11 protein-coding genes are annotated in these 13,485 nt (G+C 54.6%); 1 reads left to right on the top strand and 10 read right to left on the bottom strand.

From position 1 onward, the window contains the following. Positions 1 to 41: 41 nt before the first annotated feature. From PverR02_RS15930 to PverR02_RS15910, 5 genes are all read right to left on the bottom strand, one after another. Positions 42 to 905 (bottom strand): DUF4231 domain-containing protein, encoded by an 864-nt coding sequence (locus tag PverR02_RS15930; RefSeq protein ID WP_079443845.1) that lies wholly within the window; start codon positions 903 to 905, stop codon positions 42 to 44. A gap of 65 nt (positions 906 to 970) precedes the next feature. Then, positions 971 to 2,224: a tetratricopeptide repeat-containing protein gene (locus tag PverR02_RS15925; protein WP_079443844.1), complete on the bottom strand. Its 1,254-nt coding sequence runs from the start codon at positions 2,222 to 2,224 to the stop codon at positions 971 to 973. A 357-nt stretch (positions 2,225 to 2,581) separates the two neighbouring features. Next, positions 2,582 to 3,145, bottom strand: a complete 564-nt coding sequence (locus PverR02_RS31850) for a hypothetical protein (RefSeq protein WP_152032016.1) — start codon at positions 3,143 to 3,145, stop codon at positions 2,582 to 2,584. Then, positions 3,146 to 4,861 carry a toll/interleukin-1 receptor domain-containing protein gene (locus PverR02_RS15915; RefSeq protein WP_079443842.1) on the bottom strand — a complete coding sequence of 572 codons (1,716 nt, stop codon included), beginning with the start codon at positions 4,859 to 4,861 and terminating at the stop codon, positions 3,146 to 3,148. 41 nt (positions 4,862 to 4,902) lie between these two features. Beyond that, a complete protein-coding gene (locus PverR02_RS15910; protein ID WP_079443841.1) occupies positions 4,903 to 5,757 on the bottom strand; it encodes a 4a-hydroxytetrahydrobiopterin dehydratase in 855 nt (284 codons plus the stop codon). A gap of 62 nt (positions 5,758 to 5,819) precedes the next feature. On the opposite strand from PverR02_RS15910, the gene PverR02_RS15905 reads away from it, so the two are divergent. Continuing rightward, positions 5,820 to 6,791 carry a hypothetical protein gene (locus PverR02_RS15905; protein ID WP_152032015.1) on the top strand — a complete coding sequence of 324 codons (972 nt, stop codon included), beginning with the start codon at positions 5,820 to 5,822 and terminating at the stop codon, positions 6,789 to 6,791. Between the two features lie 113 nt (positions 6,792 to 6,904). Here the strand turns inward: PverR02_RS15905 and PverR02_RS15900 are convergent, their stop codons facing one another. The 5 genes from PverR02_RS15900 to PverR02_RS15880 all read right to left on the bottom strand — a co-directional run bounded on the left by PverR02_RS15900 (position 6,905) and on the right by PverR02_RS15880 (position 13,363). Continuing rightward, complete coding sequence (locus PverR02_RS15900; RefSeq protein WP_079443839.1) at positions 6,905 to 9,202, bottom strand: nSTAND1 domain-containing NTPase; 2,298 nt, start codon at positions 9,200 to 9,202, stop codon at positions 6,905 to 6,907. Beyond that, entirely contained in the window at positions 9,199 to 10,299 is a 1,101-nt protein-coding gene (locus PverR02_RS15895; RefSeq protein WP_079443838.1) for a TIR domain-containing protein, read from the bottom strand. The genes PverR02_RS15900 and PverR02_RS15895 overlap by 4 nt, the downstream gene beginning before the upstream one ends. A gap of 213 nt (positions 10,300 to 10,512) precedes the next feature. Next, positions 10,513 to 12,168 (bottom strand): serine protease, encoded by a 1,656-nt coding sequence (locus PverR02_RS15890; protein WP_079443837.1) that lies wholly within the window; start codon positions 12,166 to 12,168, stop codon positions 10,513 to 10,515. Beyond that, positions 12,165 to 13,160: a DDHD family phospholipase gene (locus PverR02_RS15885; protein WP_152032014.1), complete on the bottom strand. Its 996-nt coding sequence runs from the start codon at positions 13,158 to 13,160 to the stop codon at positions 12,165 to 12,167. The genes PverR02_RS15890 and PverR02_RS15885 overlap by 4 nt, the downstream gene beginning before the upstream one ends. A 17-nt stretch (positions 13,161 to 13,177) precedes the next feature. Continuing rightward, entirely contained in the window at positions 13,178 to 13,363 is a 186-nt protein-coding gene (locus PverR02_RS15880; RefSeq protein WP_079443835.1) for a hypothetical protein, read from the bottom strand. Positions 13,364 to 13,485 lie beyond the last annotated feature (122 nt).

Here is a 13,485-nt window from a genome sequence, read left to right as displayed (position 1 = left end):
TAGCCAAGCCGGTCTAATGTCAGACCAAGCTGCGGAAAATTTCAATTGTCTTTACGAGCAACCCACTGGGTGTGTTCACGCGAAAACGCATTCTCGGCATCGCCAACAAACAAAGACAGGCCATCATCAGAGACAAGGTCATCAGCTTGCTCGCGTATGATCCCGATTTCATGGGCCGTTAGCGCGTACGATGCCGACAACTCAGAAAAGCGCTTGGCTTGCATCCAAGTCAGCAGACTGGCGGCAAAGGCGATGAGTATGTCCGTTGGAAAATACTGGTATTGCACATTCGCGATCTTGATTAAGGCGCAAATGAACGCTAACGCATTGATAAAAATCAGGGCAGCAAAAAATCTTTCCGAAGCTTTTCTGTTTAACTTGGCTTTTTTCTCATACCACGCCAACTGATCATTGATTCTGCATTTTATATAATTATCCCGCCTTGCATCGAAAGAACCCTCCCTGAGCTGAACCATTGTTGCCGAAATCTGTTTTTCCGAGATGTGGCTGGTCAGCTTGTCCGACACCCCCTGGTTCTGACTTATGACCGCCTTAAGTTTTACAAGGAACAGCTTTTTGGCAACAGGATCCGCCTCATGAAAAGGCTCTGCTCTTGAGACGTAGCGCCATGTCAGTGTTTTGATGGACTCAGCAACGGCGCGTCCTGAGTACCAAAGGCGCTCGGGCCTTACCAGGGCCAGGTAAACCGAACTTGCTGTTGCGCCAGCCAGCAACACTGCTTGGATAACCGCAGCCCCCCAATGCGGGTAATTGATAACTGAAACAGCGGCCGCTGAAACCAAAAAAATCAGGTTCAAGATCAAGGCGGTGAAGAAGCTTGACTGCGCACCACCGGAAAGGGTGTCAGCAGACTGATATAGTCCTGGAAAATCTGTCTCTTTCATCACTTTCCCTTTATGTAAACCGATCCTAGGTAGCTGCGATTACCAAACGGTATCTAAAGTAAAATTTATTTAACTTCTGGAGCCAGTGCCGACAACCGTTCTGCACGGATTGCCAAGAGTTCATCCTTGCCAAAATAATAGGTATCAATTTCCCACTGAGCGGTTGCTGCTCCCAGGAATTTCTGCTCATAAATGAACCCTGTATCAGGTTCTTCACAGGCGAAGTGGCAGTTGGCCAACGTCGCATACACCCAGCGTTTATCTGGCCTATCAAAAAAGTCTGGGGACGCTTCAATCGCCGACAGAGATTTCGCAATCGACCGGCGTATTTTTTGGGCGCTCATAAAGTCGTAAATTTTTTCCGCCTGATCAGCATGTTGTTGCGCACGAAATTCGAAGCACAATGCGAAATTCTCGCCATTGTAGTAATCACGTCTAACTTCAAACCCTCTCCCATACAACCGTATCGCGACGTCCAATGCCGCGCGATCGCGCTGTAGAAGCCAGAGCCGCTTGTTGATGGCCCCTGCAATCCCAAGAGTCTCAGGATCGTTTGAAAGCGTGGGTTCAAGGGGCGCAAGTACAGACAGGGCTGAGTAGAGCGCCGCAACTTCATCGGGCGACTTCGATTTGTAAGTGCTCAGAGCCAGTTTTTGCAAGATGTCGGGCTCTTCGGGCTTCATGTCACGCGCAGCTTGAAAGTGTTCCATGGCGGCGGAGTGGTCACTCTGCCGCATAAATTTTTCTCCCTCATGCATGTGATGGGACAGTTTCTTCTGCGCCGCCTCTGCCTCATCGATCAGTTCCTTGAACTGGTCATCCGACATCCTTGGAGAAACTAGCTTAGGCAGGAAGGTGTAGACAGGGCTGTCGACTGTCGGGGCAGTCATGGCCGCTTCAATGAGATCTCCCAGAGCTTTTGTTGCCCTGATCGCTTCGCGCCCCATGATGTCTTCACCGAAATGCGCGTACCTAAAAGTGCTCACGTGGTTAAGATCAAAATGCAGCTTGCCCTGATCCTCATTCATGATGATCGTAGAATTCGGACGCAATGCATGCCGAACCCCCAACTCATAAACAGCGTTTACGTTGCCTGTTGAGATGTCTGCGATGACCAGGTCTGCACGCAGAAGCATTTCATACATCTGGACATCGATAATGCCCGATTGCTGAATCTCATCCGCTCTCACGCACCGCATGCCCTTGCTAAGAACTGCGGGCTGAATGATCGTCTCATACGTGGCATTAAGATCCAGAGTGCGACCTGTTTCGTAATCCGTTTTTTTACCAAAGCCCATTACTACAAAACATAGCTGCATCTGTGCACTCCCTTGATAAACTCGACATGACGGATGAGCTTAAGCACTAAGTTGCAGGCCGCATGGAATGACGAAGACGGCGATACTTGTGCGTGATCCCGGACAGCCAACTAAGGCTGGGCGGCGATATGCTATCACGACACTCCGATCACCATTGAACGTAAACGGCTCTGCATTAACAATCAGGTGCTATGTCAGATATGTTCATGAGCCTCGTAAGGCATTGATTCGCCGAAAACATCGTCGCCGTGTTCCTAGGCAATGCGGTGGGTGGCGCGATCTTCGTCGGATTGCGTATTACGCATTCTACGGTATATCGGCTGGCCTCGCCGCTGAGCACGCCGCGCGGTAACGCGGTCAATTCGGCGACACGTCAGCCTCGTTGCTGCTCTGATAGATGTTGATGCTCCGTACCACCCCTTCCAGCACTGGCTGGTAGGTTTCCAGTTCCTTTGCGTAGGACGAGAAGGTAATCAGGATAGCCACTTGCGCAGTGAACGTAGCCAGGTAGTGCGTGCGATAGCCGATCACCTCGCTGTTGAGGTGAGTTCCTTCGATCCAGGTACGGCCATTGATCACCAAGCGCTTAACCTGCTCGACGATTGAAGCGACTTCGTTGGAGTGTGTAGTGGGCGTTTTCAAATGGGCTTCATAGGCGACGAATGTGTCCATTTGTGGGTTTCGATACTTCATCGTCGCAATCAACATGGCGTGATACGGCTTTGGCCCGGGTGGTGTGCAGACCAATTCGGAGCTTTCCATTCCGCACACCCATCCCCCGGGAAGCGTAATGTCGTACACCGACATGCGGTATATGTTCGCCGGTGCGGGCATCAGGAAATTCGCAACCGCAAGGCCAGCAGCGGTCAGTGCGACGAAGACCAGGGCCGCGGTGGCAAACGCCGTCAACAGGTTGCGCATCTAGTTGGCCTTCAGCGCAGTCGCCGATTCGGTGCTTGAGATGCGCTGAGCGAGGAAGACTTTTTCTCGTTTCAACTCCTCCCGCTGCGCCTCGCTCACGTCAAGGGCAAGCAGCTCGTCGGTAATGGCCAATCCACGCCTGTCTGCCGCCATGCCTTCTGTCTGGCGACCCGCCGCAAACAGCGCAGTAGCGCGTACTTTTTGGACCTGTATTTCCTCCATGCGCAAGGCGAAATAGTGCTCGTCCCCCTTCTTCGTCAGGCCGAGTCCTTCGTTCACTAAGGCCAGGGCTGACGATGTCACGGTAAGCGAACCGGCGTTGTCTCCGAGTTTTTCGGTTCGCAGCCAGCCCAAACGGCGTTGTAACGACACCGCCCGTTCAAAACCTAATTGCTGCCGGCGTTTCGCCCCTTCATCGGTTTCGCTTTTCATGTCTGGTTTTTTCTGGGCCATCGCTTCTAATAAAACGGCGGCGGCCTCGAGCACCTGTGCCGAATCCATAAAGCTGTCTGCCTTTTCCAATGCCTCGCTCAACCAATCGACACGGCTGGAATAATCATCGGCCAGCTCTAGCGTGAGGTGCGCCTTGAAAATCTCGCCTTGCTCGCGTGTGTTGTCGCGTACAACGCGCAGTTGCGCGGTATCGTCTTGTGCGGACAAGAGGTTGATCCTGAGTTGCAGATTTAGTAGGGATGAGACGGCTTCGGCCCAGTCGGCGTTGGATTTCTCGGCGTACCTTGCTCGCACCCGAGCTTGTGTCGCCTTCAGGTACGTTTGCGCACGTTCGAGGTCTGGCAGTTCTATCAGGGAGGTGATGCGGTCGACGTCGCAGTTGAGTCTTTCGAGCCCGAACTTCTCCCGTGCGGCTTCATCCGCCATGTTGTCGAACAGGTCGCATGCCATCATCAGCATGGACCGCCTTTGCCCCTCATGCGCCGGGTCAACGCTCAGCGCGCTTGCCCCTTCGATGATCCGGCTGGCGGCGAACAGGCTGTTGTCGAGGGTATGCTGCGAGGCCCGCTGCTGGCTCAAGGCATACCAGGACAGCGCCACGGCGAACGCGATCGCACCGGCACTACCTCCCAACACAATCGCCAATACACGCTGTTGAGCCAACTCCTGCTCGCGCCTGAGTCTGGGCATGTCGGCGGTTGGTACATCAAACAGGGGCGCGACCAGTTTTATCCATTCATCCGCCAGGCGCGAGGTATGCAGGGGCGACATCATCGAAAAGAAACCCGAGCGCCTAAGGTCGATGATCTGGATATTGGGCGCGGTGACGTCAAGATCAGCCGGCAGCGTCTCGAAAAGCTCGCCTGCCGCGCGTACCACCAGGATGTTCTCGGCACCACGATGGGCACGGAAGTCCTGGACCTCACGCTGGATCCAGTCATCAGCACCCGGTCGGGAAATAGCGTCCGGTGTGGCCAGCACGATCAAGCGCCGTGAGGACAATAGCGCTGGCCGGATATTGCGCTCGTAGAAGTCGTCAGCGCCTCGCTCGTAAACCGTGTCGAGGAATACTTTGAGTTTTTCCCGCCGTAGATGCTTGAGCCGGCTGTGAATGTCATAGCGCTGAAGCTTTTGTCGCAGGCGTCGTGCAGCCTGGGTGCCATCGGAGCGGCGATAGGATATGAAAATGTCAAAGGCGAAGTCTGCTGGCAGTTGCTCGTTCAACGCAGGGGTTGGAGGTTGAGAAGGGGCAATCATGTTCATTTTCTCCCACCTGCGATAACAGAAGTCATCGCTGCGACACTTCAAACGGTTTCTGATTTTTTATAGTTGTTGAATAACTCATCCAGGTATTTCGCCAGGCGAACGTCCTTGTAAGACAACGTGCTGCCGATATCCCATGTCGTCAGGTAGACGTTCAAGTTAATCCATAGGTTTTCCCAGCGCGGGTGGTGGTCCATCTTCGAAATGACTCTGGACGCCGTCGTCATGAAATGTACGCAGTCATCGAACGAGTGGAATGCGTAATTCCGGTGCAGTTCCTTGAGCTCGACGGTGCCACTGTCACCCTCCTCACTTGACTCCCTAAGCTCCCAGTCGGGCAGCTCTTTGAGGCACTGATTGATCTCCAGCTCTGTCAGGCTTGAAGATTTGTCCAGCGCCGCGGGGTAAATATTTTTAACCCGCCGTTTAAGTGGAGAAAGTCCATGCCCCTCAAGTACCTTGAACAGCACTTGCATATCCCTTTTGCAGTGGGCGTCCGAAATCTCGTAGTTTTGAATTCTGGCGAGTCCGGCCAATGCGTCGGGCAGGCTTTCCTTTTCCATGGGTCTGGCGCCCTGGACCAGTACCGGTATGACGTGTGCACTGGATGATAGGCCATGCAAAACTTCGTTCCTGACCCAATCGGATTCGTTATCTATTCGTCTGCGCCCATGTTCGTCATGTGCACGTAACCAGTTCGGGCCAATGATCGCTATCAGAATGGAGGCGTCACGCAGTGCATCATTTATTTTGTCACCCCAGTGGTCACCCATCCTGATCGAATCGGTATCGATAAATATTGATTTTCCCCCAAAGCGGTGAGCGCACTCGGCAGCGATGTACCGCGCGCTCGGGCCACTGTCCTGACGACGATAAGAGATAAACATACTTGTCATAGGTCACTCTCCATGACGCCTATGGTGATTTTTGAAATAGCCCAAATCATTACTAGCCATTCATGGCGACGCCGACCTCTTGGCCTTGGCGCTCAACGTTTACTCTAGCTCAGAAAAAACAAGGAAACGGCAAGGCGTTAACGGTAGATGCGAGCACGCTACGTCGCGTCGAACTAAACTTTGCCCACCCGACACCTTCATTGCTAAATAACCAGGTTCTGCGAGTGAAGCACTTTGCGCACTACATTAAGCGTACAGTAGTAACTGCGGGGGGGAGCAGCCCAGTCCGTGGCCTCCCCTTTGCAGAGCTTCAATCTGAAGACCAGGGCTTCAGTTCGCCGATCTATCATTCGGTACCCTTGAACTCTGGCGTCGCTTCACGGGTCAGGGTTGGCGATACGATCTGGTTGTTTTCCCAGCTCGGTAGCCCTTGGGGTTCCTTGCCTCCTGCGCTGGACGGCAAGATCGAGGTGGGGGAAGTCGCCAAGAGTCAGGGGAAGGCCGGTCGGTATCGATTTGGCGCAAGCGGTAACTCGAAGTGGTATCCGTTGTTCAGTGCAATTGAGTTGGCGGGCGAACTGAATGCCATAGATGCCCAGGGCCATTCACGCCATTTACTGAACACACCACGCACCGCGATTGGCCAGGCGTTGCAGTTTCTTCGCGAAATCGCCGACCCTGCCCCTTTGTTCAAGCATGCCGCGCGCGTGGAAGAAATGGCACCTGATTTCATCAGTTACAGGATGGTCGATGGCACACGGATGGCATTCGAACTTGCCACTCGGCTGCTGGATAACCAACGTGCCGTTTTCTGGGACCGCTGGTCATTGCCGCGTCGGCTCGCCGAGCGCGACGAGCACGTCGCAGCCATGGCGCTCGACGCGCATATCACGGCGACGATCGAGCACGCCCGAATCGTTTGGGGTGTGCATTCAGAGCGTTACGCCCTGGCGGGGACGTATTCGAAACTCGAGAAAGATTGGGCGGAAAGGCTGGGCAAGTTCCGGGCTTACCCTCCCCTGGCCGAAGACTGATCTTTTCCCCGTCCACCCCGTAGAGATTTCAGGTATTGGCCCTTCCAGTGCAAGCGGGCGGCGGGCATTGAGCTGGCCAAACCGGTACCTGAAGGAAAATGTCGTCTACAGCCTCAAGGCCCTTTGAGCGCGATCTCTCCTGGTGCCAACCACAACTCGTAATGACCTGGGCGGATGTTCTCGCTAGCGCCGTAACGTTTACTCAGATCCACAAGGTTCACCGCAGGTCGAACAAACAGCTCATTAATGTCCCTGACCAGCAATTGACCCACCTCGCAGTCTGCTGCCTGGAAGCAACGAAGCTCCGTCACACGCGGTACTGCCTCGACAATTTCAATGCCAGGCACCATGACCGGCAGGTTGGCTAACTGAAGTGAAGAAATTTCCAGGCCCAGCGCCAGAGCCGTGCTGCGTTGCCGCTCATCACTGATCTGGATGTAGACACGCGGACTCAAGGTCTTGGTGAAGATCTGGGGAGACTCTGCTATTGAACCGGATTTGTCGAGGATGCTGACCTCATTCCCAAGCTGGGCGTTGGCTTTATCCAATGTTTCCGCCAGGCCGGACGTGGAATTGCTGTTCTTCACTTCACGCTGGAGCTTTTCGAGTGAGTCTTGTACCTCACGCAGCGATTGTGCAGATTGTTGGTTACTCTGCGTCAACACCTCAGTGCGGTCTCGAGCAGCGTTGGCCAGCGAAAATTGAGTTTTCGCCTCTTTAAGTGCCTTCTTGGCGCTTTCTGACTCTGCTTCAGCAGTTTCTCTGGCTTGCTCTGCGTCATGCCATTGCTTGAGCGCCAGAATACTCACTGCCGCGATAGCGAGGGCAAATACGATTAAAATTCGAAATCGAGCGCGCTGGGTACCTAACTGATATTCCTGTCGCTGCAATTCTTCCTGCCGATCACGTTCCGCTGCCTCTTGGGCGACTTCTCGATCACGCGCCGCCATGCTTGCCGCAATCAGCTCCTGCACCCTGCTCCAACCACCCCCATAGCGCTCGGCCCAAGCAGAATTTCGGCGTTGCATCCAGCGTTCACGTCCTCCAATTGCAACGCTGCTTAACACATTACGATTATCTTTTTCATAGCTGTCTGCCTGTACCAACAAAGAGCGCCATACCTGACCTGTCCTGAACTCACGACTCACCCAACCTTCAACAGGGTCTGCGATCTTGCTCCAACAGCGGATCAAGGCCTCATGGCTCACATCTATCAAATCGTTCAGCGCAATAGGATGGGTTCCATAAGGCCGGAGAAAGGAAGTCCCTTCAGCGCGAAAATGATCGATGACACCACGAAGACGTGCCTCGTCGACGCCGGTCACCTCGATGAGTGTCTCTAGGGTGCATGGGCGACGAATAGCCTTTCCTTCGGCGTTCATAGCCGTCACCGCACGGAAAACGTCTTCGACAACGCGGCTACCTGGCTGCAAATACTCACGCTCGGCTTCTGCCTGTACGCTGTCGGCATGAGACGACAGTAAAGTGTCGATACTGCTTTTTTCCTGGTAATTCTCAACGTCCAGTTTCCAGGTCGCCCGATCCGAAGGTTGTTTGTCGTCCAGTGCTGCGCGTATTTCGTCCTGTTCACGGCAGAGCACCATCAATGCGTGTTGTATGAGTGGCAGTTGATCCTGGCTACCTTTTGTATCAGCGACCAGGCGATCAGCCAACGCTTTAGTGATTTCGCCATTGAACATCTGGGCGGGCTCACAGATTGCACGCATCAGATCTTCATGACCCATTCGCGGAAGTAAATATTGGGTGGTGTTCACCGTTTCGGCGAATCCTTCGAAGCGAGCGCAGGCGCCGAGAAACTCCGAGCGCATGGTCAGGATTGCATAGAGCCCCTCAGGCTGACTTTCGAGCAGCGATACCAGGAACTCAGTGAGTAACTGGGCCTCTTCCGGCCCATGACGATGGGTGTACTCGAAAAGTTCTTCGAATTGGTCAATGAGAATGCAAACGCGGTTGTTCGGGCCTGTGTTCAGAAGTCTGGCTAGTTCTGCCGGTCCACTTCGGCCGTAATTAAGTACTCGCCGGTATTCAATGATGTGTTGCTCCCGCTGGTCTTCCTCGGAAAGCTCTGCCAGCGCCTCGGCTAGATTCCATAGAGGGGCCTCCTGTGGGACAGCTACGCATGTTCTCCAACGTACGCCGCCAAGCGCACTTTCGTGTTCCAGCCGCGGCAACACGCCGGCGCGGATCAGTGAGCTCTTTCCACAGCCTGAATCACCGTGGATGACCAACAGCTGTTTCGTGAGCAGTAGCGAGACGATTGCATCGGTCATGCGCTCGCGACCAAAAAAAATCGGCCACTCTGCCTTTTCAAATGGTCGCAGGCCAGGATATGGCTGCGTTGGCAGCGTGACGATGAACGAGGCGCCGGTTTCGCCCGCGATACTGCTCATGACCGCTGCCTCAGGATGTCGCTTTTCTCGTCCAGCCAGTGCTTGATATTGTCCGTCCAAGGTTCCTGAGTAGCGTCAAGCCAGTCCGTTTGCAAAATTCGCGCTGTCGCTTTACGTACGGGGGTCGCGATATCTGTGCCGACGGTATCGAGCAGTCCACAAGGCAACAGTCGGTTGCAGCGCGCACGCGCCGACTGACGATCATGCTTACCGACGACAACCAAGTCGGCGTCGAGCGCATGATTGTCCTGGGTGCCAATGATTAGCACGGCGTCACTGGCTGACATCAACTCCACGCGTTGTTCACGAATATCCTGAAGGTCGCGCAGGTCACGTCGAAGATCGAGTTTCCCTGGGGTTACACTGAAACCAGCATCAGTCAGTGCAAGTGCCATTTTTTGCCAAATAGCAAAATGTTCCGCTCGACCATGCAGGTAGATAGTCTGCCCCATTTCGTCGGAGAGTTTGCCAATTTCCATTTTGAGCCGAGCGTGTTCATCCGCCCGTTGTTTGAGCGCGTCAAGTTTCGGATAAATCCTTGCGACGATATTAAGAATCTCTTTTTTGAAATCGCTACCGAATGCGGGCATCTCAACCCAGCCCAAAGGTCGCTCCTTGCCGAAAACCGGAGCATGAAAGTGAAACCCGACCAGAGAATGGCCACGATTATCGGTGAGTAACTTGGGCCAAGGGTCGTCGTCAGTCGGCCAGATACGAACGACAGCTATCCGCTCGTCACAAGTCGAATCCAGACCTGACTGGTGGCGATACCACCAATCGCGCTCGTCGGCGCACCAGGCTGATTTAAGATAATCCGGCGACATCAGAATCACCAGGAGCGCTGTACGCCCTATCTGCTCACACAACTGCTGGGTCAGAGGGGCCATGGGGTCAACGCCATGGCCGAGGCGATAATCACCATCGCGGAAGATGGCGAGATGGTTTCGGATCTTGGGCTCGGCGCGCAGTTCCCGCTCCAATTCTTTCGCGAAAGCAGCCGACCAGGGTTGCAGATGGCCGATGCCTAGCCCTTCGTCATACCCATGGCTGTAGCTTATAAACAAGTCATGGATAAAGGGATCACCTACATAGGACATAACGATGCATCCTTGAGTACAAGCAGAATGAAGATCTACTTTTCCGACATTGCTCAAAGACGCCCGATGCACCGTGACTCATGGGCATAAGCAGCGGATCCAATCATGTCCAATGACAGTAGCAAAGTGCCAGAAAAATGCACGGAATGCAGGCACAAATCTTGGTTTACCAACGGATAACAGCACTTGCAGGCTGGCCTAGCTTCAAGGGTCTTACGATACCTGAGGAAAATCACCCTTCCAGCCATTGCCGATCGAACGCAGCGTGATACCTTCGTTCGCCTCATAGAACCCTGATCCCGATAATCGCGGACAGATCTGCGATCCGGCATGGTGCACAGCGACGACTTCCCAATATTTGTTGAACACGGGGCTTCCGGAGCTGCCTGGATCCGTGGGTGTACGGTAGTGCATGAGTCGTTGTTCACTACAGACATCGAGAAGGACGCTGTCCTGCAGTGAAAACTGCAATTCTCCGGCTCGAGGGTGACCCACGACAAAAGCTTTAGTTTTGGGTGAAGGCAAGGGGATGTTTGCTGCTGCGCGAAGGCCTTGCGCGCCATCCGGTGTTCGACTCAGTCGACAGATCGTTACATCCAGCTTGCCCGGTGCCTCCGCCACGCTCCCGAGTTGGCCAGGCTCTGAGCTGTACAGGGTTCCCTGCACGACACAAGGTGACAAACCGCTGTCTGCCTCCACCTCGAATGTGACACGCGCGTCGGCGCAGAGGATGGCTCTCGGTACAGAGTCACTGATCACATGTGCATTGGTCACAAACAACAGGCCCTCTTCTCCGAAGACCGAGCCCTGGATCAGAAAACCGGTTCCCAAACGCACGCCCTCCTTGTTCGTCACGCACCCGATGTTCGGGGCGAGCTCGACCATTTTGCGAATGTCACTGACCGTAAATGACTTTTCGCCGGAGAAATTCTTTTCCAGTTCCTCAGGATTTTGCTGCAGGCGCCGTAGTTGGTGAACGTCCACGGACCAACGACGCTGAGTGTGCAGCACATGGCGTTCGAAGATCCGGGCCAGACGCCCCGCACACGTCGATTCATCGAGCGGCGACCCCTTCCAGATTTCGCGCAATTGACGGGAATAGCTTTCCATCTCGAACGGACCGCACTTCGGATGGTACAGAAACCGGTAGAGCCACAGTTCCGCCCAGTCACACCATCGTTCCTCAGGCTGGAATCGATTCAGCGCCAGACACGCTTCGGATGCAGCCGCCAATGCCCATAGGTCACCAGGATTGCTGCGGGCTGTCGCAGTTGCCTGATCAAGGATGTCACGCGCCAGGTCAATCAGTTCCTGAACCTGCTGCGCAATCCTGTCGTGCAGCCGCGTACGCAGCGCGAGCACGTTCACGCTGAGAAAGAAACTCGGCGCGACACTCAACTTCTTCTCATAGCACATGATCGATTCCGCGAGGTCATTCACGTCATCTGTCAGCACAAATCGTTGCTTGCGAATGCGCCCACGCAGGGCATGGAGATCGCTTTCCTGTGCCTTGTATTCCAAGTCTTTTGGGCAAGTAGCGCTTGCGTTTTCAGCTTCATTCAGAAGTTCATCGGCCCGCTCCAGGGCGCCGAGTTCTACCAGTGCTTGAGCGAGCAATCGCTGGATTATGGGATCACACCCCCGGATGTCGTGCCAGGTCATGCCGATTTCATGAACATGCTCGAACTGGCGGTGTTTACGCAGCACATCCATGGCTTGACGAACTCCGTGTTGAGGCAACTGATTGCCAACGCGCACAAGCTTATCCGCGATAAGGTGCACGGCACTCGCAAGGAGCGGCACAGATGCCGCCGGGTATTCGCCGCGCATGAGCGCATTGGCAAGTTCGGACCCGGTCTGGGCGATCATGGATGTTGCAGCCCGAGTGCTTGCGCCAGCAGCTTGCGAAACAGCCTGCCGGCAAAATAGTGGGTGACGGTGTGACGCCAGCTTCCCCAGTTGCTTTCGCGAACGTCTTCGACACTGCGACCCTCGAAAGGGGCGTAGTCATCCATCCTTGGGTCTGCTCCACAGATTGGATCGAGTGGGTCATAGATGTTGATCCAGCGTCTGAGCGCCGGCGGGAAGTCGACGTGCTTGCCGCCGCCCGCCGACAGTTGTTCCTGCACCTCGGTAATTCCGAGCGGTGAGCCGAGCGTGAACAGGACATCCACGTTTGGGCATTCCTGGCAATTGCGTATGACGTCGTAGGCGATCATCGTCCCCATACTGTGCGTCACTAGAACGACTTTTTCCGCCTCTTGCCTGGCAGCCTTCAGATCTCTGATCAGGCGGTCGCGCAGCTCCTTGCGGACTTTGAATCTGGCACCGTCAGCTGGCCGCACGTAATCCTTGTCGAACAGGTAGTAATACGCTTCCATGGCAGCTTTTTTGATGACGGCTTGCTTGACGGGGCTTGGGAGCCACGATGCTATCTCGAATTGCGCAGGCTCATGTGCCGCCGGCAACGCTTCCAGGCCCGGCGGCTCGTCGGGTGAAGGCGCTTGCTGCATCTTGCGCTCGACTTCTTCGAGGAACTTCACTTCCTCAGCGTTGGAGGGTTCCGGCGTTACGAGTTCTCCGGCCACCTCATCGAAGTTTTGTTCCTGAACAACAGCGTCGCTTTCGGACTCATAAAAGGAATCAAACTCCGTTTCATAGTCTTCGCCGTAGAAAACGTCCGCATAATAGGTAAAACGGGCCGGCACACCCCGGACATCTAGATCTATGCCCGGGTTATTGCCAGCGAATGGCGGCGGCGGATCGGAACGATCCAGGCCCCAGCGCCAGATTTCTTCGAGCTTTGCCGGTGAGGGCTTCTTCGCTAGTCCATGCACAAAGACAACAGCATATTTCTTCATGACCATTCCTCCCTACATCAATCCTGAAACAACGACTGGGCCTCTCCGCCGAACTCCTGGGGAACCGGTGTGCCCGCTCTGGTGGCGTTCAGCTGCACTCGCGCGTGGTCCATGTCTGCCATATAAAAACGAACCGTCTTGCCATGCTTGCGTCCTGCCTCAAGTTCATCCCTGGCGATCGTGCCGCCGCCGATGCCTATCATTTATAGCTTGCGATGTAGAGGATAGGCGTCCAGCCGGGATTGGATTGGATTGGATTGCTATTGGATCGGCGCGGATTAAGCTCTTATGCGCTGGTTAGCAGTTAGGGCCATGAGTGCGGCCG

Source organism: Pseudomonas veronii (genome assembly GCF_002028325.1).
Lineage (GTDB): Bacteria > Pseudomonadota > Gammaproteobacteria > Pseudomonadales > Pseudomonadaceae > Aquipseudomonas > Aquipseudomonas veronii.
This window is presented reverse-complemented; position numbering and strand designations above follow the sequence as displayed.